Origin of the sequence: Methylophaga sp. UBA3603 (assembly GCF_002375335.1) — a bacterium.
Classification (GTDB): domain Bacteria; phylum Pseudomonadota; class Gammaproteobacteria; order Nitrosococcales; family Methylophagaceae; genus Methylophaga.
This window is the reverse complement of record NZ_DFMC01000009.1, coordinates 322,880-343,632: the sequence shown is the minus strand read 5'-3', so window position 1 is coordinate 343,632 and position 20,753 is coordinate 322,880. Positions and strand designations below refer to the sequence as shown.

Here is a 20,753-nt window from a genome sequence, read left to right as displayed (position 1 = left end):
AACAGAGAGTATTTCCTTACTTATCAAGCTGTTATTAGTTTTTCAGGATCGTCTAGGTAAAGCTGTTGCTGTCGAATAAAAACCAAATGGAATAGTTGTTGCGCAAAAATATAAGTACTTGGTTACCACACGGGTATTGCAGACAGCATAAAACATCGTGTCAACAGTCCAAAAAGCCTCATTAACATATAATGGCTTATCAATGGTTCCCTTTCTTCCTAATAAAACGGCTTCACCTTTGTATAAAAACCTATTGGCAAAAGTAAACTGGCCTCCAGAACCGTAAACAGAATAACCAGAATCACTTTCCACATGCTTATAATCTATGCCATTCTTTATTCGCGCAAAGGTCTTCATTTTTTTCACTTCCCAATGCTCCGGTATCTCCCCAATCCAATCCACGCCGGAATCTTTCATTGGAACATTGGGATCAAGCCCTTGGGTCACCGCCTGTTGGATGATGATCTGCTTACGCTCTTTGAGCAGGTTAATTTGCTGCTCTTTGATAGCAATCGCTTCGTCGATCTGAGCGGTTTTCTTGTCGAGAAAATTGGCTATTAGGGTTTGCTCTTCGAAAGTCGGAAAAGGCAGATATAGTTGCTTGAATTGCTCCTTATTAAGGCTCTCCCTTAACTCCATAATGCCTGTACAATACCTTATTAGTGATTTGTAGAAAGGCTCATTATGAAATAAGTAGGCATAGTACCTAATATTAAAGCTTTTCGTTTTAGGTCTAAGAACTATATAGACTTGGCTAAGCGCTCCAAAGTATTTACTCAAGCCAAGCGAACCAATCACGACATTCATCTTGTTTATAACAAGATCATTTTCATAAACAAGTTTATATCGCTCTATATCTTCGGATTTATTATTGCCTATTGCACCTTTTTCATCATAAGGAATAACACCTCTATCCCTTGTCACAGATAAAATATGGTCTGTTTTTGGCCCTGTATTTTTCTCGTTTCTTTCCTCAAAAATTGCGCGGATAGGAATTAACTTCCATTCACAAGGGATTAAGCCAGAGTAATCTGAATATGAATCTTTATATGCCTCATATTTCGGCATCAACGCTAAACTTTCCATTAAGCTTCTCCCTGAACTTCCGCTACGTTCACACCCAAACTCTCTATTCCAAGGATTTGCGCAATAAGGCCTTCGGCTTTTTGTTCTAGGTTGATGATATCGGTTGCGACCTCTTCTAAACTACGCAGAGGTTTATGACGGTAGAAATACTTATTGAAGCTGATTTCATAGCCAATTTTTACTGTATCTAGGTTTATCCATGCCTCATCAACATGTGGCTTCACTTCGTCTAGGAAGTACTGGTAAATGCTTTGCAGCTCTCCGTCTTTACGTAGGGGAACAGATTCTGTGTCTCGCAGGTCTGAGTTGGTCTCGTAAGTGATGAACTCGCCCTTTTTACCGCCTTCTGTGGTAGGAACGGGGTAATAACCAAAATCGGGCAGGTCAGAGACTTCACACTCATAGCGCTCCAGAAGGTCGTCTAATTTATCACCCGTTAATTTAACTACCTTTTTAACCACTTTCTTGGCGGTTTCGTCATACCAGCTCACCGCGTTCAGGATGGCATTTTTCTCAGGTGCTGAAAGCTTAATAGCATGGGCTTTTAACGATTTATCAACTTGGGTTTTAAAGCTATTAAAGTCATCAAATTCAATGCTACCGATATCAGCCATCAGCGTTTGTGCCGTTTCAAGCAATGCTTTAAGCGCCAGCCAGTGTTTCACATCAAGCAGTTTGGCCTTAGCCTTGGCATTGAGACTGATGTCGTTCTCTTCACACCAAGAAAGAATGTCCTTCTCAATGGATTTTAAGAAGCTCTTTTTCTTTTCAGTACCATAGCCAGTTTTTTCGTAAACACGTTCGCCGTGCTCTGCGTACACGTACTCCATCACTTCACTAAGCTGCTTATCAAAACGCAGTGGGGCTATTGCGTCTTGAGTGAACTTGGCTCTTCGGCGGTCTGGGCGCTCGATAGTGACTTTGTAGTAGCCAAAGTCGTCATTACTAAACACCTTACTGGCGATACCGATAGGATCATTGTTTACATCAAGCGCTCTTTCAACGTCCACACACGCGAGGTAAGTATCGGTGATTTCCGTAATGTGCTCAGGTGCAAATTCGCAGTTTTTGTTACCTAAGTTCTTACGCAACTTACGGTATAGCAAGCTGGCATCAATCAGTTGCACCTTACCTTTACGTGCCTCAGGTTTATTGTTGTTCAACACCCAAATGTAAGTGGTAATGCCGGTGTTGTAGAACAGGTTATTAGGTAACTGAACGATGGCATCTAGCATGTCGTTTTCAATGATGAAGCGACGAATGTTACTTTCGCCACCGCCCGCATCACCGGTAAAGAGCGATGAGCCGTTATGAACAGAAGCAATCCGGCTGCCTAATGGGCTTACACTCGGATCTTTCATCTTGTTGACCATTTCCATTAAGAAGAGCAGCTGGCCATCACTTGAACGTGGCGTGGCATCCACCACTTCGAGATTTCCCCAATAGTCTTTCAGGCTAACCTTAAAACGTGGGTCAATCACATCACTGCCGTCTTTAATGTGCTTCTGTTCAGACGCCCAACTCTTACCATATGGCGGGTTAGACAACATAAAGTCAAAGCGTGAAGCCGCAAACTCGTCAGTAGACAAGGTTGAGCCTACTTTGATGTTCTCAGGGTTGTTACCTTTGATCATCATGTCCGATTTACAAATCGCGTAGGTCTCGTCGTTGATCTCTTTGCCGTAAAGGTAAACATCTCGGCTGTCGTTTGGATATTTCTCTTCAATGAAGTTTTGAGATTCAGTCAACATACCACCGCTACCACACGCAGGGTCATACACTGTCATGGTAAGCGGTAACTGGTCTTTCACTGGGTCGAACACCAGGTGCGTCATCAATTCAATCACTTCACGTGGCGTAAAGTGTTCACCTGCTTCTTCATTGTTTTCTTCGTTGAACTTGCGGATCAACTCTTCGAACACGTACCCCATACCCAGGTTAGTAAGGGCTGGCATCTTGTTGCCATCTGGGTCTTCGACCGTTTCATGAGTTAGGTTGATGTAAGGGGAAACAAACTTTTCGACGACATCAAGAAGGACTTGCTTGGAGGCCATGTGACGAATTTGCGATTTGAGGTTAAAGCATTCAATGATCTCTTTAACATTATCGCTAAAGCCAAGCAGGTACTCTTCAAAGTTGGCGAGTAATATCTGTTGGTTATTTGTCGCGGTGTTGAACAGGGATTTCAGAGTCCATTTAGATGTATTGTAAAAGACATAACCACTGGCCGCCTTTAATGGTTCATCATCAAGCTCCGTGGCTTGCATCTCTTCTTTTTGGAACTTTACCTCTTCAAGCACGGCTTCTTTGGTAGGTTCTAGTAACGTATCTAAACGTCGTAATACCACCATAGGTAAAATCACATCGCGGTACTTACCGCGAACGTACACATCACGTAAACAGTCGTCGGCAATGTTCCAAATAAATGAGATGAGCTTGTTATGTACACTATGATCCATTTTCTTTTCCTGTTCAGTGTTGGTTGCATCCCACTAGGTTGCTGCAACGGCTTCACTATAAATTTAAAATTCTGTTCTTTCTGTAACGCCTCAATGGTCGCTACATCATTCGATTAACTTGTTCTGCCAGGCGCAATGCTTAAGTTTGTGACACCATAAAGTGCCTGGCTGTTACGCAACCAAAGCTGATACTCAAAGCCCATTAATGAGTGTTCCGTAGAACAATCAACATGCCATTGGCGAAGCAAATACCCAGCGGTTGCAGCTCTAATCTCAACCTTCATCACGCCCCCCGTCATGCCATAGTCCAGCTCTATCGCTTCGCTGTGCTCAATACGTGGGTGCGGCACTAACTCTAGCTCTACAAATCGATTCCATTGCCGATCTTGGGTTTCGAGCTCCGTTTCAGACAACGTAGAGTCTTCAAGCACAACCGCTGCTTTAATGCGGGTCAATACAAAGTCACGGAACTCACCATGCTTGCGGTCAAAACCACGAACATGCCAACGCAGGCCATTGTCCACCAGCGTATGCGGTACAATTTCACGCGTGGTTTCACCGCTCGATAACGACACATAGGTGATACTCAAGGCTTTGCCTTTGTGTATGGCCTCGGTGACTTTCGCCACTATAGATAGGCTTGGCTTGTTTAAGTGATAAGGCGCTTCACACGCCAGTGGTGGTTTTACCTTTCCAGTGAAGCCATCTCCGTACCCTTGGCTAATGGTTGCCAGTGTTCTCACAACGTCGTAGTCGAACAAGGGTTCAAAAGCTTCACCACGCTTATGCAACTTGAGCTTTTGGTCATACTCAATGTTGCCTGGCGCGAGCTCTCTGTACATTGTGAAGTCTTTCGTTGCCTGTGCAGCGGCTATGCTGAAGCGATCGACTAAGTCCGCCCGTACCGCTTCTCCCTTAAACAATAAGGTGAAATCGATGTGGGCAATGCGATCCCTGGTTGCTTGTGGCAACTGCGCTATCTGCAAAAGCCTATCTGACTTCGCCACTACTGTTTGTTTCAGACCATCATTTGTCATGCGTCTTGTTTATCCAATTCAACCAGTTTCTTAAAACTCTGTTTATACAGTAAGGACCGACATCGCGTAATCACATTGAAAAGCATCACTCAATGCTGCTCTTCATTCGCAATGACTTAGCAATCTCTACCGGTTGAAGCTGGACAGATGGCCATAAAACACTGAATAGGCTTCAACCTAATTAATTTTATTAGGTATCATCCTATCACAAATTATTTTGTAGGGAAGACTAAGCGGCAACTTTTTGATCTGGATTGCAATTGCCGCTCAGGTATGGGCGTGAAGACATTGTTTCATACCATTGATGATAGCCGCTATCAATGCGCTACCCGAACCAGTGGCACCACGATTTTACTGCGATGAGATACCCCTTTGTCCGACTCTGTAGACAGCAGAGCCCGTTGCTCACTCTCCCGAATGCGCCTGGCAACTTCTGCCTGGGCTGGTAGCAATGGCAGCATCCCTTCAGCAATCGCCTCTGGGGCAGACTCTTGGCCACAGGACATCAAATGCTTCCATGGATCTTTAAGAAAGCGCTCGAACGTGATGCCAAATTCAATGATGCGGGCAGAGACGAAGATTTCGCCCCAGTATTCAATGTAGGTGTCTTGGTACATGGAAAGATTCCTCTTATTGGTTAAACCATGAGTTCACTTTCCATTTTCCAGAGGTTTTCAAATATGCAAGGCTTACCTTGTAGAGAGCTACAAAGCTTTAAATCTATTGCGGGCATCTTTGTAGTCATAGTGGGCATGTTCTGAGCCACGATGATACAAATCATCCAGGTAAGTTTGTTCCTGCGGCAACTCGTCTTCGCTGATTTCGCGCCACCAATGTTTGTTGGCACCTTTAACACCGTCATGCCAGCGGTAACCACGCTCTTTTAAATAGTCCTTTACGTCAAACGGCGCACCAAACGCACGAACTAACACAGTTCGCCTGTCTGCTTCAGACAACAAGTTTGCAACGGACTCGGGCAACAATTGAAACAACCAGGACATCGCCAAACAATCGGTTGCAGCTCGGTGTCCTTCATAGAACCAACCTAAGCGAAGCAGCAGGTACTCAAGTTTCCGACTTTCAAAGCCCAGTGCTTTCCAATCTATGCCGCTAGCTGAACAGGCCCAAGATAGATGGCCTAATGCAGCAAACCGCTTTTCAAAGAAAGGACGATCAAACTGCGCATTGTGTGCAACCACCAGCGGATCATCTGATAACCAACTCGCTACCAGTGAATCATCAATGTGCTGGCCTTGCACCATATCATCGGTGATACCGGTTAAGTCGGTAATCAGCTCGGGGATTGGCTTGCCGGGATCTTCATACAAGCTGATCACATCAACAATCGACACAATCCGCTGAGCAGAGGGGCTGTAAAGCACCTTAACCATACCAAGCTCAATAATGGACTCGTCCTCGGCAGACAGTCCGGTTGTCTCTGTATCGAGCAGCACCATTGGCTGTTCATCACCAACCATAGGAGAAAGTTCAAGTGGCCAGGACTGCGGCTCACGCGTTAATGGAATACGCTCCAGCAATCTAAAATCTTCTGGTCTTTCTGGGATATCCGCGAGGCGCTCTAGCGGAAATGGTGCAGGGGCTCTTGTCATTGATGGTTCCTCTTCAATTCTATTGTTCGCTTTAGGTGATTTCACTGTGCCACAGGTTTTTCTAAATGCACCTTGGATACCTCAGCGTTTTTTTAATCTTTCTACTGGGTGAACCCATGTATGAAGGCTTTGGCTAAGCCTTTCAGAAAGCCTTAGCTAAACCCTTTAGGTAACCCTTACCGATACCCTTTAGGTATGGCTTAGCCAACCCTTTTTCAAACGGTTGAAAAAGGCTTGAACTGAGTTCGACTGAGCATTTTAATGATGCTCCTGACTTCGCTTTAAGCCAGTAAATTCAATACGAAGCAGAATTTTACTAACTGTTTTTAAACCCTTTGCAAAGGGTTCAACAAGCCTTGTTTGACGGTTACTTGACCCATGCGTTAACCAGTAGCAGTAGCAGTAACAGGATCAGTAACAGAAACAAGAGCAGTAGGCAGAAGCAGTATTGTCCAAGCCTTGCAGGCTTTGACGAGGGCGAGCAATCCCCACATCAAGCTTTTCAACACAAAAAAGAAATCACCCACGACACAACGTCTTACTCGAACAACTACAGTTTTACCTACAATTTTACTTGTAGAAATCAGCATAGCATTAGATACTGTATAAACAAACAGTATTAATTCTATTTTTTCGAGGTTCGTCATGAGTGTCTCGCTGATAGGCCGTAGCGGCGCACTTGCCTTCATCAAAGCCAAGCGCCTTCGTATTCCATTGTTCATGGAACGTGTTTCTGCTGGTTTTCCCTCACCAGCGCAGGATTATGTTGAGCAAACGCTCGACCTCAACGAGCTGTGCATCAAGCGACCGGCTGCAACGTTCTTTGTGCGTGTTGAAGGTGATTCAATGATTGATGCTGGGATTCACCCAGATGATATTTTGGTGGTTGATCGTTCTGTTCAAGCAGAACACGGTGACATTGTCATCGCTGGCATCCATGGTGAACTCACGGTAAAGGAGCTTCAACTAAGGCCGTGCGTCAAGCTGATCCCAAGAAACCAGGCGTATGAGCCCATTCATATTCCTGAAGGGGCAGAGTTAGAGATATTTGGTGTGGTCACCAATGTGGTGCGAAACATGCGCCGTAAGTCGTGACTGTCCCATGCCTGTATTTGCCTTGGTGGACTGCAACAACTTTTACGCCAGTTGTGAGAAGCTGTTTCGTCCTGATTTAAAAGATACGCCGGTTGTGGTGCTGTCCAACAATGACGGCTGCGTGGTTGCACGCTCGCGTGAAGCTAAGTTACTCGGTATTAAAATGGGCGTACCCGTCTTTCAGATCAAAGCCGAAATGCAGCGCCATGGCATTTTGGCATTCTCCTCTAACTATGCGCTGTATGCAGATTTAAGCAGTCGAGTGATGCGCACTTTGGAAGAGATGGCACCACGAGTAGAGGTTTACTCCATTGACGAAGCGTTTTTGGACTTAACCGGTATTGAGTCTGCCATATCCCTTTTCGAGTTCGGACAACAAGTGCGAGAGCGTATAGGCCACTGGATTGGGATCACCGTCTGTGTAGGCATTGCACCGACTAAAACACTCGCCAAGCTGGCTAACCATGCCGCCAAGAAATATCCTGCTACTCAAGGAGTTGTAGACCTGACCAATCCAGATCGGCAACGTCGATTGCTCGCATTAGTCCCTGTTGATGATGTTTGGGGCGTTGGTAGACGGCTTACTAAGCGTTTAAATGCGTTGGGTATCACCACAGCCTTAGATCTCGCCAATGCCTCTCCTAGAGCCATCAGAGACCAGTTTTCAGTGGTTTTAGAGAGAACCGTCAGAGAGCTCAATGGTGAGTCGTGCATTGAACTTGAAGAGATCCCGCCAACTAAGAAACAAATCGTCTGTAGCCGTTCATTTGGCGCAAAAGTAACGCAATTTGAATTGTTACGTGAGGCCGTATGTGAATACGCAACCCGCGCCACTGAGAAGCTACGCAAAGAACAGCAGCAAGCCAAAGTGATGACCGTGTTCATACGTACCAGCCCCTTTAAGGACAACGAGCCGCAATACAGCAACTCTGCATCGGGCGAGTTGTTGATACCCAGTTGTGATACGCGGGATTTTATTGAGCTGGCCAATCACTTACTCAAGCGGATTTGGAAGGATGGATTTCGTTATGCCAAAGCGGGCGTCATGCTGTCTGACTTTTACGATCCAGGCATGTTTCAACCAGGACTATTCGATGACGTATCGACCCGCTCTAATAGCCAGCAGTTAATGTCTGTATTGGACACCATCAACCAAAGCGGTGCCGGAAAGGTTTTCTTTGCTGGACAAGGTACGAAGAAAGATTGGTCGATGAAGCGAGAGCATTTGTCTCCCGCTTATACAACACGCTGGGACCAGTTACCGCGAGTGAAATAGCGCCGATAATTCAGTAGGCATTCACTCTGCGACGCAGCATGTTGAGCTTATCAACTTGGCGTCGAATATCACTGAAAAATTCCTCTTTCTCCATGGCCAGCGCTAACTCCCACTCTTTGGCCAAACCTTGGCAGTCCAAAAATGAGTATCTCAGCTTCGTCTTTGAAATACGCAGTCCTTTACTAAAGACCACGCGCTTGCCTCGTTGACCGTGAAAACTGTTGATGTACCACTCGATGCCAAAGCCATACTTAAAGTCTCTGATACGGACACCAAGCAGACCCCAGTCTTTAAAGGACGCATTCTCACGAACCTTGTAATGGGTAACCCAAAAGTCATCAACTTCAGCTCGTGCCAGCGCTTTTAGTCTGTCCGTTTCTTGCTGAAGTAAATTTGATACATCTGCTTTCCATTGTTCATTGACGATTTCTACCAAACCAATTTCCTCACCCAATTAACCCCAAAAGCCAAAACCACTATCCGTTTGGCTTTTGGATCGAAACGCCAAACGTAAAACTGCCGTAACAATCGCTGTTTGGCGTCTCGATATAAATCGACTCGCTCAATCCCATACCTGACAAGGGATACAGGCCGATTTCACTTAAGAATGCCTGAAATGACGTATCGCCATGAAGATACAAACCGTTTGGCGAGTTCAGGCCAGAATGCAAACGACGTTTGGCGTCTCGATTTTTTTGGCTCAGTCATCCGCCGCCAAACAGAGCCTATTCTCATACTTTTGCGAAAATGCAATAGGCAGATAGATGAAAGGATTTGTCACCTTTCTGCCCACCGCCAGTGCACCGAATCCTGATAATGACATTTGAGTGAACCGCCAGAGCACTTGGACATGCCCAAGCGTGACCAGCGCGGTTGATTGAAAACCGTTAGAGCACTTTGAGTGCACAGGAGATAAGTATGTTTGTACTAGGCGTAGATATCGGTTACTCAAACCTGAAGCTGGCAATTGGCCAATCAGGCAGTGAACCGAAAACCATTATTCTGCCAGCGGGTGCCGGTCCTGCGGATCGTATGCCGGAGCGTATCGGTGGAGGCGATGATGAAACTTGTTTGTATGTGTCTGTCGATAATGAGCGTTGGGCGGCTGGTGTGCCTGCTGGACGCCTTCAAGGCTGGGAACGAGAGCTTCACCCGGAATATCCCACCACAAAAACCTATAAGGCGCTTTTTCATGCCGCCTTGTTAATGGCTGAAACAGAATCCATCGATTTGGTTGTCACTGGATTACCGGTTTCCCAGTTTCATGAACCACAACGTAAGTCTGACCTTGTGAAGCGTTTAAAAGGTGTCCATCAAGTGACGCCTAAGCGCAGCATCACCGTTCATGACGTCAAAGTACTACCACAGCCTGCCGGTGCCTACATGGATCTAGTTCAAACAGGTGGTGATTTGGGCTTGATTGAAGAAGGTCGCGTCGTCGTCATAGACCCTGGCTTCTTTTCAGTTGACTGGGTTGCCCTTGAGGCCGGAGAAATTCGCTACAGCTCATCAGGAACCAGTCTTCAGGCAATGTCCGTGCTACTGGAAACGATTGATAAGCTGATTTCGGAAGATCATGGTGCCAAAGTGGGTATGGATCGACTTGAAAAAGCCATGAGAACAGGCGACTTACAGGTGCTGCTATTTGGAGAAAAAGTCGATATTTCACCTTATCTGAATGCTGCCATGAAAAAGGTAGCGCCTGTTGCGCTTACAGCCATGCGTCAATCTATGCGCGACGAAAGCATTAATGCGGACTTGGTATTGATCGCCGGAGGTGGAGCCTTGGCTTATAAGGAAGCGGCCAAGGAGATTTTTTCACGAAGCAAGATCATCGTGCCTGAGCAGTCTGTTTTGGCGAACGTCCGAGGCTTCTGGTTTTATGGGGCCTGATTATGAGAGTTGTCGTCAACATTCCCCCAGGGAGCCACCCAGAACTACTCAAAGAATTGGAAAAGACGCCGCCACGGGAACGCGCTGAGCGTCTGCGGATGCTGGCCACCTTTGGGTTAATTCACATGAGCCAACCCAATCTATCCACGGCATATGTACCGGTGGATGGCCATGCTCCAGAAGTTGAAATTACTTCTGTGAGTACAGCGCCAGAACCCAAAGCAGAATCACGTAAACAATCATTAAAATCAAAACTAGGGCTGGGCTTATAACATGGCGTTATCAGTTAGCTGGCTCGATGCCAGGTTAAATAAAGAAGCAAAAGAAACCGTAGTAAAAGCCGACCGAGATGGGTTAAGTGCTCGGGTATCGCCCAAGGGCAAAATTGTTTTTCAGTTTCGTTATCGCTTCGATGGCAAGCAACAGCGGGTAGACATAGGTACTTACCCACTAATCAAGCTTGCTGAAGCCAGGAATGAGCTGGATAGGTTAAGGGCAGTACTTGATCAGGGCAGAAATCCCAAGCTCTACCTTCAGCAGGAACGGGCCAAGTATTCTGCCAACCAAAGTTTCGAATCGATTTTTCGAGACTGGATAGACTCTGCCGGTAAGCAAGGGCTAAAGGAGAAAACGTGGCACTTCCAAAAACGCAGCAGTGAAATATATTTGCTGCCTCGACTTGGCAAGTATCCATTAACTGACATCAATGAATTGTCCTTAAGAAACTGTCTTCGTGAGGTTTCGGAGTCGTCTCCTTCAAACACAGAACGTCTAGTGTCTGTGCTGCATAAGTTCTATGACTGGCTGATTGATGAACAGATCTTGGAAATTAACGCTGCTGCTGGGATCACAGCAAAGAAGGTTGGCGGTAAGAAAGGCAAACGAACTCGGGTGCTAAATGACAACGAGATCAGGATACTTTGGCGCTATTTGCATGAGTCAAAAATCACTGAGAAGAATCGCATCTACATAAAATTGCTTCTGTTATTGGGAGGCCGTAAGGGAGAACTCATTCAAGCTGAAAAGCATCACTTTGACTTGCAATCTGCAATGTGGACAGTGCCCATAGAGATCCGCAAACAAGGTGAGAAAATTGGAGCGCCGATCATGCGGCCATTGATTAAGCCAGCTATTGAGCTGATTGAACTGGCGATGCAGATGAGCAAATCAACCTACTTGTTTCCCGCGAACGGACAAGAAGAACTTGCCACAAATGGCTTTGATACCACTATTCCTAATAATGTGAAAATCTGGGCTCGCAGATCGCTTGGTGTTGAGATGGAACATTGGTCTATGCATGATCTTCGCAGAACGATGCGAACGCGAATGTCAGCCATCACCACGCAAGAAGTTGCCGAGTTGATGATTGGCCACAGCAAAAAAGGGTTGGATGCTATCTACAACCAATATCAGTACCTGGGTGAAATGCGTCATGCTTACGACGTTTGGTATCAACAGCTAGAAACCATCATCGAGCCGACAGGCTTTCCATTCAACTGGCGTTTCGGACAGTAAAATAAAAGAAAGAGGCTCAGTCCTCTTTCTTCTCATACTCCTCCAAGTCTTCAATGTGCCACAGCTTGTTTCGTGTATTTCGGTTGATACGAGGTTGCGGCAAGCTGCCATCTTTTATTCTTCGCCAGAGCGTCGTATAGCTAATGTGGTAACGAGCCATCACTTCGTAAGACGTTAGAAAAGGGGTTACCTGGTGCGCTACTGCTGTCATCTGCATTCTCCTGAAAATCAATGTAAAGCTATCATCGCCTGATTCATCACTTGTTGATGGTCAGAAAGATGCATGATTTGTTCAGAAGATTAGCCTTATCAAAACACAAATGTTGCTATTAGGTACTTTTCAGCTCAAACCTATGAATAACAAGGGCTACAAGGCGGTTTGTGTCATGAATAGCAATCAACACGCCTAACGAGAAAAATTTGTACACACTGTTTGTACACTCGCAACGATGACACACCAAAAACCACAATGACGAACCCTTTAAATTCATAAGCTTATAAACAAAAAACTAGAGATGATCGCATTTTTTCCGCTTTTGTGATATCGAAACCAAAGTACCAAAAGCAAGAGGTACTTTCTTCATCAAACCCAGTAATCACAAGGCCTACAGCCAGATTTGTGTCATGAAATTTTCGCCAAAGGCCTCTAAAACGGAATTTGTACTCAAGTTTGTACACACTTTCCGAGGTTACGCTTGAACATCATTGAAAAGCAAAGAAACGAGAAAAAGACAAAAAGCCTTTAAATTCAGTACGTAGAGATGTGATTGTGGTGTGCAATGAAAGGTGGTTTTAAGCGTTGAAAGGCTGGGTGGCATCAGGGTGGGAGATAATGGCAAAGGTGCGTCGTTTTGAGACTTGTTTCTGTAACAGGCTTTCGGACATATTGACTCAGTTTTAAATTAGATAGGCCAAGCAAACTTGGCAGCACGCGCAATAAACCGCGTATTTTGGATGAAAATCAGGATGTAGACAATTCGGCACTTGCCGCTTCAACACGATTACGACCAGATTGCTTGGCACGATACATAGCCTGATCGGCTCTTTCTAACAAACGCCTGCGACTTTCAGCGCCTGTTATTGCTTGAGCGACACCGATACTGACGGTAATTTTGCCGACAGTTTCGAACTCAACCATTTCAATATGTTGACGCAGACGTTCTGCCAGCGCCATGGCTTCATCCAATGTGTTATGCGATGCCAGTACAATAAATTCTTCACCACCCCAACGACCTAAATGGTCACTGACCCGCAGTTTTGATTGCACTTCCTCTGCAAGCCGGGTTAAAACCTGATCGCCCATATCATGACCATAGGTATCATTGACCGATTTAAAGTGGTCTACATCAAACAGTAATACCGAGCATGGGTGTCCATAACGTTCGACGGCGGCCAATTCGGCATCAATGGCCAATTCCATTCGATAGCGATTCCAGATTCGGGTCAACGTATCCGTATGCGCAATCTCTTTAAGCTGTTTATTAGCACGTTGTAATTCTTTGTTGAGTCGGTTGATTTGGTGCACCGTAATCGCTACTGCCAAATCTTCAGCTAAATCCTGCGCTGCATGCTGTTGACTTGCTGACCAGCGTTGAGCTTCACTCTCAATGGTTTCTACCCAAATTTCATGACCACGCTCTTCAACACGATGCAGTGGATTCGATGTCTCAGCTTCTATTATCTGTTTTTTTCCCACCCAACTGCATTGCATTTTCTCAGCGTCACGAAACAACAAAAGCCATCCAGATTGGTTGTGTTCGATTGGTAAAGGCACGGCTAGTAGACCTGCCCGTTTTCGTAGGTTAACCAGGGTATTCAAGGCACTCTTTGACAGATGGTCACACGCCCAGCAGGTCTTATGGCCGATATTTTCTGTAAGCCATTTACCGACAAGGTCCAGCTCAAAGTTATCCAGGGTTTCTCCGGCACATCGCACTTGCTCCTGGTATAACAAAGCGATACCGCTGCAATTAAACAGCTTCATCCAGTTCTTGGCATATTTATCGAGTAATGTTGTGGGCTGGACAACTTTGTCACGTTCCGCTGAGAGCAGTTCACGGCTATTTAAGACCTGCTCCAGAAACTGGGCCTGTTGTCGGGCTTGCAATAAAAATAATCGTTGAGATGCCATTTGCACAAGATTAAAGGCAGCATCGCGTTCCGCTGCCGAGATATCACTCGCAGCGAAATGATGACAGGTCAGAATGCCCCATAGCCGTTGTTCATCTGTTATCGCAATGGATAATGAAGCACCTATATTTATCTCGCACAGATACTGGTAGTGAAATGGAGATAATGCTCTGAGTACACCGGCCGTTAAATCCGGTGTTGGCAAACTGATTGAGTCTGAAGTCGGCACCAATGGCACGACCTTGGCACTAACATCCGGTACGTGACGCAAAGGATTGGTCGCATACCGATTTCTTACTATGCTGGGAATATCACTGGCAGGAAACCGGTAATTCAATAAACTTCTGGCAGGGTCACTGCATTCTTCCGCAATTGCTATGCGTTGCCAGTGCGAATCAAACTGACATAACAACACGCGATCATAGCCCGTCACGGCCTGCACACTTTGCACTAGCATTTGTTGTAACTGACCAATTTGCTGAACCTTTGCCAAACGACTCAGCCATTCATTAACGATTGGCAATAAACGCTGTTCTCCGGAACGGGAAAGCGGCTCAAATTCCACGATGATGGAGCCATCATAGTGGTAAGCCATCACATGAAACCGCTGATATGATCCATTTACCTGACGATTAATAGTGAATGGCGCGGAAAGACGTGAGTTTTTAGTGAGCGCCTGCTGCAAGCGGTGTTGTAATTTGCCCCCCAGAATATCTCTTGGTGACGACATCAGGGCTGCATCTATTGAAACACCCAATATATTCTGTAAATTGGCACTGACCTGGAAAACTTTCTGTAAATCAGCATCAAAACGGATTAAACAACCGAAGGGCTGGATACCTTCAATCATAATCTCTGGATGATGTTGTTCTTCAAAAGTGCTTTCCACAGAATCTTCTCCAACAAACGATTGAAGCCCTGTACTGCTAAAATAATTGTAGGCTCAAAACAATTAAAAATCAGAATATTAATCGGAGATCTTATCCGCGCATTGCAGACACCAGGTAACCGTGGGATCAAAAGTTAATCTGGCCTCTGTAATGGCCTCATCACAAAGATAACAAAAACCAAAATCATCGTTATTTATGCGGTTTAAAGCGCCTTCTATAGCTTGCAGTTTGCGTTTAAGCCTTAACTGGACTTCAGTGGCAAGCTGTTGATCCTGCAACTCATCAATACGTGACAAACGGCCCATTCGCGATTGATCAAGCTCAACCACCTGATGTGAATCTTCAGTAAGTGATTGTTCCACTTCCTGTTTGAGTAAAAATAATCGTTGTCGATAATTTTCCAACTGCACAATATTCATTGGATTAAGGAAAAGTACTTCCATTAACGAAGCAACAGGATTGGGATATCACTCATCCTGACCATCTTGGCGGTATTGCTGCCGACCAAAAACTGGCGAATACGCGAATGACCATATGCGCCCATTACCAGCAAATCAATATCATTATCACGTTGATACTGATGCAAGGCGGGTTCTACTGCGCCTTGAATTAATGCTGCAGTGACATCAAACCCAACCCCAGTCAGGCGCTGTACGGCTGAATTTAACTGGGCTTGATGGTTATTATCATCTTCAGCCACCATAACAATGTGTGCTGGCATCTCCTTAAGCAAGTCACTTTTAGCAACCTTTTCCAATGCTTTGGTAGCCGTTTCACTGCCATCATAAGCAATCATAAAATTTTGTGGAGTTTTGAAGTCAGGCAAGGTAATCAGAATCGGTTTATTCAATGCACGGATAACATTTTCCAGATGACTGCCCAGACTATGTGTTTCATTTTCATGAGCCTGGCCCTGACGACCTAACACCAGCACCCGAGTGTCATCCTGCAGATCAGACAAGGTTTCCATCAAACCGCCGTGACGTTGATGCGTGGTCACTTCAACGGCACCATGTTGTTGAGCTAATGCTCTGGCATCCTGCAAAATATTTTTGCCATGCTCCAAAGCCAGCCGACCACGCTTCTCGTCAAGCTTCACTAATTCTTCAAGCAAATGTTCCCGACTGCCTAACCCAATATTGCCAGACAGATTTTTACTGTTTTCAGGTTTGGGATATTCGGTCTTATCCAAAACATGCAATAAATCCAATGGTGCTTGCAACTTAGCACTCACCCAGGCTGACGCTTTACAAACTGAGGGCGAAGTTATCGAGCCATCAATACAGGCAATTATTTTTGTCATCTCTCTCAATCCTCTACTTATTAGTGACCGGCGAGTATTTTTTCGACTTCTTCTGGCTTATCGTGCACACCAAATCTGTCGACAATCGTCGCGGTGGCTTCATTCATGCCAACCAGCTCCACTTCAGTACCTTCACGACGGAATTTGAGCACTACCTTATCCAGTGCAGAAACAGCGGTGATATCCCAAAAGTGGGCATGGCTCAAATCAATCTCGACGGTATCCAGTGCTTCTTTAAAATCAAAAGCCGCAGCAAATTTATCCGATGATGCAAAGAAGATCTGACCTCTGATTTCATAGCGTCGCTTAGTATCCTGTTCACTGAGATCGCTTTTGACCACCATAAAGTGAGCAACTTTGTTGGCAAAAAACAAGGCAGCCAGTAACACACCAACAAACACCCCAATGGCCAGGTTATGTGTTGCAACAACAACCATTACCGTGACCACCATGACGATATTGGTTGAAAGCGGATGTTTTTTCAGGTCTCGTATTGATGCCCATGAAAAGGTACCAATCGAAACCATGATCATTACCGCTACCAAAGCAGCCATGGGAATCTGAACCAGCAGATCGTCCAGAACCAAAACCATAAACAATAAAAACAGACCGGCGGTCATCGTTGACAATCGTCCTCGCCCACCTGACTTGATATTGATAATTGACTGACCAATCATCGCACAGCCAGCCATACCACCCAAAAGCCCTGAACCGATATTCGCAACACCCTGACCTTTACATTCTCGGTTTTTATCACTGGAGGTATCGGTTAAATCATCAACAATGGTGGCCGTCATCATTGATTCCAATAAACCAACGACAGCTAAGGCCATCGCATAAGGGAAAATAATAGCCAGTGTTTCAAAAGTTAATGGTACATCGGGCCATAGAAAAATAGGCAAAGTATCGGGTAAATCGCCCATATCACCTACCGTGCGGATATCGATATTAAACACAACTGCAACAACAGTCAGCACGATAATAGTGACTAATGGAGAAGGTAATAAACGGCCAATTGTAGGAATATAGGGAAAGAGATAAATAATGCCCAGCCCAGCAGCTGTCATGACATAAACGTGCCAGGTAACATTCGTCAACTCTGGTAATTGCGCCATAAAAATCAAAATAGCCAGCGCGTTAACAAAGCCTGTCACCACTGAGCGTGAAACAAACCGCATTAAATTTCCCAGTTTTAAATAGCCCATTACTATCTGGATAATCCCGGTAAGCAAAGTGGCTGCCAACAGGTATTCCAAACCATGCTCTTTAACCAATGTCACCATTAATACCGCCATCGCCGCAGTGGCAGCAGAGATCATTCCTGGACGTCCACCCACGATGGAAATAATGACTGCAATACAAAAGGAAGCGTACAAACCCACTTTGGGATCAACACCAGCAATAATAGAAAAGGCGATGGCTTCAGGGATAAGCGCCAAAGCAACAACAATACCGGCGATCAAATCGGCACGGACATTGGAAAACCAATCTCGTTTAAGGTTTTGCAACATTAATTCAGTTTCCTGCGTTCAAAAGATTTTTTTTCAGATAACAAATTATTGCCAAGCTGCGTGACATTATGATTTCGGCAGCTTTCATTAAACTGTGGTTATGACCTGCACAACCGCATTTTTGGCGGAGACGATGTGTTAAACATCACGGACCAGAAAGGTCCAGGGGGAAGTAATACGCTAGGGTGGATTACGCTTCACGTCAATAATTGGGCTTGTTTGGAAAACACGCCAATATACAGTAATTTACTGGGCCTTCAAAACTTTACGGAAACCTTGCCAACTTAAACAACGCCTTATGCCCCAGATTTCTGGGCCGTTTGAATGCTACAATCTGCCCCTGATGCAAAGCTGCGGAGCACAAAGTGGAAAGCTACACTCTTATAACTGAATGGCTGGAGAACTACCCTCATCTCTACACGTTGATTGGCCTGAGCTTGTTGATCCTGATCTCATGGGTCGCTAACTGGCTGGTCAAGCGTATTCTGGTTCGCGGCGTCTATCGCATTCTCAAAAACAGTGAGTTAGGCCGTTATTCTTCTCTAGCGGATTCCTCTTTTATCCGGCGCATGGCGAATATTGTACCGGCGCTTATCCTCTCCGCCGGGATCGTCATCATTCCGAACATTTCGCCCGTCGCCGTGGCAGTAGTACAGAATGTCACTACAGCATTTATTGTATTAACCATTGCGCTTGGTATTGGCAGTTTACTGACCATTGTCAATGAGGCGTATAACAAACGCCCTGATGCACACTTGAAACCGATTAAAGGTTATATCCAGGTACTCAAAATCGCTATTTATGCGATTGCGGCGATTCTGATGATTGCCTCCCTGATTGACCGTTCGCCATTAATATTGTTATCCGGTTTGGGTGCAATGGCCGCGGTATTACTGTTGATCTTTCAGGACACATTGCTGTCACTGGTTGCCAGTGTGCAAATCAGTTCAAATGATTTGATCCGGGTTGGTGACTGGATTGAAATGGCCCCGCTCAATGCTGACGGCGATGTTATCGATATCGCGCTACATACTGTTAAAGTGCAGAACTGGGATAAAACCATCAGCGTCATCCCCACCAAACGGTTTCTGACCGATCCGTTTAAAAACTGGCGTGGTATGCAGGAAGCTGGTGGGCGCAGGATTAAACGCAGTCTTTTGATTGATCAGCAAAGTATTCATTTTCTGTCAGAGGATGAATGCAAAAAACTACACCGTTTCAGCCTGATGAACGACTATTTAAAGCAGAAACAGAAAGATATTGATGAATGGAATCAACAATTAGCGGAATGGGGTAAAGAACCCGTTAATACCCGAAGAATTACCAATATTGGCAGTTTCCGGGCTTATGTCGCCAATTATCTGAAGAATCATCCCAGCATTCATCAGAACTATACATTGATGTCCAGGCAACTTGAACCAACGGCCAATGGTCTGCCGTTAGAGATTTACTGTTTTACCAATACCACCAACTGGATTGAATACGAAGGCATTGCATCAGATATTTTTGACCATCTGTTGGCAATTATGCCGGAATTTGGTTTACGGGTGTTTCAGCAACCTAGTGGCTTTGATATGCGTGAACTTAGACCACAGCCATTGCCTCAGCAGGATCCTTCAGTCAGTCCAGCTTTGGGAGACGCCCCAAAAAAACAAGATTAAATCATTATTGACTTAATTCGCCCGGTTGCTACATCAGAGAAAGCTGACTGATTAAAAATGGATAGAAATCTTTCCACCGATAAACATAACGTAGCTCAGCTTATTCTGCTTTTGGCCGGATTAACGGCTATTGCCCCATTGGCAATTGATGCCTATCTGCCAGCAATGCCATTGATGGCATCTGAATTCGCTGTCAGCATTCACGATATTGAACTTTCACTGAGTTTATTTCTGGCCGGTTTTGCTGTCGGTCAGTTGACCGGCGGGCCTTTGTCCGATCACTTTGGTCGGCGTCGTGTCATCTTTGTTGGTCTCACCTTGTTCTGCATTGCCAGCATGGGCATTGTGCTCAGCCATACCCTTTATGGATTATGGATATGGCGAGTCATTCAGGCCATTGGTGGTGGTATGGCAATCGTTAACTCCTCGGCTGTAATTCGTGATATCAGCAGTGGTCGGGACAGCGCACGCTATCTCTCACATATGGCCATTATTATGATGATTGCCCCATTGATTGCCCCGCTAATCGGCACCCTTTGTCTTTATCTCGCTGGCTGGCATTCTATTTTTATTGTGTTATTTGTCTATGCATTGCTCATCGGACTGCTATTGCATCGCCTTTTGCCAGAAACCCGACAAATCAGTACCCACAAGACATCAGCGTTACGACGCTATATCGAAGTATTGTCGCACCGGAAAGCATTGGCCTATCTTGCAGCACAAAGTTTTACCTATGGAGGTCTATTTAGTTTTATTACCGCCTCACCATCGGTATATATGGTCTATTTTGGTGTTTCAGCTTCGGTCTATCCGTTCTTGTTTGGCATTAATGTGGTGATGATGATTGTAGTCAATCGCATTAACGTCAGATTATTATTTTTTTACGATCCGCCCTGCCTGTTAAGACTTGGACAAATTATCCAGGTCATTACCGGCGTATTGATGCTCATGTATATTCTGATCAGTCCAGATCCGTCATTAAGCATGATAGTTTTTGGCATCATGATATTTATTGGATCGCAGGCGCTTATCGTCTCCAATGCCATCGCCAGTACTGTGGAATTCTTTCCACGCAGCAGTGCTACCGCCACTGCTGTGCTGGGCTCGTTTGGTTTTTTATCGGGTGCAGCCAGTGGCTTACTGGTCAGTTCCCTGGGTGATGGCAGTCTTTGGCCAATGATTACCGTCATGACCGGCTGTGCAGTTTCAGGACTCACTCTTAAAACATTGATTTTGCGTAGCTGTCGTAATAATTCGCAAATAAAAAACGGCTGTTAACGTTGCATT

19 protein-coding genes are annotated in these 20,753 nt (G+C 45.3%); 7 read left to right on the top strand and 12 right to left on the bottom strand.

Annotated elements, in window-relative coordinates; all coding sequences use genetic code 11:
• Positions 1 to 42 precede the first annotated feature (42 nt).
• From B4F66_RS08930 to B4F66_RS08905, 6 genes are all read right to left on the bottom strand, one after another.
• Positions 43 to 1,086 (bottom strand): restriction endonuclease subunit S, encoded by a 1,044-nt coding sequence (locus tag B4F66_RS08930; protein WP_272998049.1) that lies wholly within the window; start codon positions 1,084 to 1,086, stop codon positions 43 to 45.
• Positions 1,086 to 3,545 carry a type I restriction-modification system subunit M gene (locus B4F66_RS08925; RefSeq protein WP_272998050.1) on the bottom strand — a complete coding sequence of 820 codons (2,460 nt, stop codon included), beginning with the start codon at positions 3,543 to 3,545 and terminating at the stop codon, positions 1,086 to 1,088. The genes B4F66_RS08930 and B4F66_RS08925 overlap by 1 nt, the downstream gene beginning before the upstream one ends.
• A 113-nt stretch (positions 3,546 to 3,658) precedes the next feature.
• Positions 3,659 to 4,582, bottom strand: coding sequence for a WYL domain-containing protein (locus tag B4F66_RS08920; RefSeq protein WP_272998051.1), 924 nt, complete (start codon positions 4,580 to 4,582; stop codon positions 3,659 to 3,661).
• Between the two features lie 317 nt (positions 4,583 to 4,899).
• Positions 4,900 to 5,199, bottom strand: coding sequence for a hypothetical protein (locus tag B4F66_RS08915; RefSeq protein ID WP_182819760.1), 300 nt, complete (start codon positions 5,197 to 5,199; stop codon positions 4,900 to 4,902).
• 87 nt (positions 5,200 to 5,286) lie between these two features.
• Complete coding sequence (locus B4F66_RS08910) at positions 5,287 to 6,192, bottom strand: 3'-5' exonuclease (RefSeq protein ID WP_272997319.1); 906 nt, start codon at positions 6,190 to 6,192, stop codon at positions 5,287 to 5,289.
• Positions 6,193 to 6,575: 383 nt separating this feature from the next.
• Positions 6,576 to 6,839 carry a hypothetical protein gene (locus B4F66_RS08905; RefSeq protein WP_272997321.1) on the bottom strand — a complete coding sequence of 88 codons (264 nt, stop codon included), beginning with the start codon at positions 6,837 to 6,839 and terminating at the stop codon, positions 6,576 to 6,578.
• Between B4F66_RS08905 and B4F66_RS08900 the strand changes: the two genes are divergently transcribed.
• Positions 6,838 to 7,287: a translesion error-prone DNA polymerase V autoproteolytic subunit gene (locus tag B4F66_RS08900; RefSeq protein WP_000116661.1), complete on the top strand. Its 450-nt coding sequence runs from the start codon at positions 6,838 to 6,840 to the stop codon at positions 7,285 to 7,287. The two genes, B4F66_RS08905 and B4F66_RS08900, sit on opposite strands and share 2 nt — an antisense overlap.
• Entirely contained in the window at positions 7,256 to 8,563 is a 1,308-nt protein-coding gene (locus tag B4F66_RS08895) for a Y-family DNA polymerase (protein WP_526022912.1), read from the top strand. Before B4F66_RS08900 ends, B4F66_RS08895 begins: the two co-directional genes overlap by 32 nt.
• Before the next feature lie 10 nt (positions 8,564 to 8,573).
• Here the strand turns inward: B4F66_RS08895 and mobI are convergent, their stop codons facing one another.
• The gene (mobI, locus tag B4F66_RS08890; RefSeq protein ID WP_272997334.1) at positions 8,574 to 9,017 is read right to left on the bottom strand and encodes a conjugative transfer protein MobI(A/C); all 444 of its coding nucleotides are present in this window, start codon (positions 9,015 to 9,017) and stop codon (positions 8,574 to 8,576) included.
• 464 nt (positions 9,018 to 9,481) lie between these two features.
• Here mobI and B4F66_RS08885 point away from each other — a divergent pair, with 464 nt between their 5' ends.
• Genes B4F66_RS08885 through B4F66_RS08875 form a run of 3 tightly spaced genes read left to right on the top strand, consistent with a single transcriptional unit; the run spans position 9,482 to position 11,971 of the window.
• Positions 9,482 to 10,456 (top strand): ParM/StbA family protein, encoded by a 975-nt coding sequence (locus tag B4F66_RS08885; RefSeq protein ID WP_008305551.1) that lies wholly within the window; start codon positions 9,482 to 9,484, stop codon positions 10,454 to 10,456.
• A 2-nt stretch (positions 10,457 to 10,458) separates the two neighbouring features.
• On the top strand, positions 10,459 to 10,728 hold the full coding sequence (locus B4F66_RS08880; protein WP_292354916.1) for a hypothetical protein: 270 nt from the start codon (positions 10,459 to 10,461) through the stop codon (positions 10,726 to 10,728).
• 1 nt (position 10,729) lies between these two features.
• A complete protein-coding gene (locus tag B4F66_RS08875) occupies positions 10,730 to 11,971 on the top strand; it encodes a tyrosine-type recombinase/integrase (protein WP_292354915.1) in 1,242 nt (413 codons plus the stop codon).
• Positions 11,972 to 11,987: 16 nt separating this feature from the next.
• Here B4F66_RS08875 and B4F66_RS08870 read toward each other — a convergent pair whose 3' ends face one another.
• From B4F66_RS08870 to B4F66_RS08850, 5 genes are all read right to left on the bottom strand, one after another.
• Positions 11,988 to 12,182, bottom strand: coding sequence for a helix-turn-helix transcriptional regulator (locus tag B4F66_RS08870; protein WP_000127614.1), 195 nt, complete (start codon positions 12,180 to 12,182; stop codon positions 11,988 to 11,990).
• A gap of 750 nt (positions 12,183 to 12,932) precedes the next feature.
• Entirely contained in the window at positions 12,933 to 14,990 is a 2,058-nt protein-coding gene (locus B4F66_RS08865; protein ID WP_292354833.1) for a sensor domain-containing diguanylate cyclase, read from the bottom strand.
• A 78-nt stretch (positions 14,991 to 15,068) separates the two neighbouring features.
• Complete coding sequence (locus B4F66_RS08860) at positions 15,069 to 15,434, bottom strand: TraR/DksA family transcriptional regulator (protein WP_292354831.1); 366 nt, start codon at positions 15,432 to 15,434, stop codon at positions 15,069 to 15,071.
• Positions 15,434 to 16,294 (bottom strand): universal stress protein, encoded by an 861-nt coding sequence (locus B4F66_RS08855; protein ID WP_292354829.1) that lies wholly within the window; start codon positions 16,292 to 16,294, stop codon positions 15,434 to 15,436. The genes B4F66_RS08860 and B4F66_RS08855 overlap by 1 nt, the downstream gene beginning before the upstream one ends.
• Positions 16,295 to 16,314: 20 nt before the next feature.
• Positions 16,315 to 17,805 (bottom strand): SulP family inorganic anion transporter, encoded by a 1,491-nt coding sequence (locus B4F66_RS08850; RefSeq protein ID WP_292354827.1) that lies wholly within the window; start codon positions 17,803 to 17,805, stop codon positions 16,315 to 16,317.
• A gap of 365 nt (positions 17,806 to 18,170) precedes the next feature.
• On the opposite strand from B4F66_RS08850, the gene B4F66_RS08845 reads away from it, so the two are divergent.
• Together B4F66_RS08845 and B4F66_RS08840 are read left to right on the top strand one after the other, a co-directional pair.
• The gene (locus B4F66_RS08845; protein WP_292354826.1) at positions 18,171 to 19,466 is read left to right on the top strand and encodes a mechanosensitive ion channel family protein; all 1,296 of its coding nucleotides are present in this window, start codon (positions 18,171 to 18,173) and stop codon (positions 19,464 to 19,466) included.
• A 57-nt stretch (positions 19,467 to 19,523) separates the two neighbouring features.
• Entirely contained in the window at positions 19,524 to 20,744 is a 1,221-nt protein-coding gene (locus B4F66_RS08840) for a multidrug effflux MFS transporter (RefSeq protein WP_292354824.1), read from the top strand.
• Positions 20,745 to 20,753: the final 9 nt, after the last annotated feature.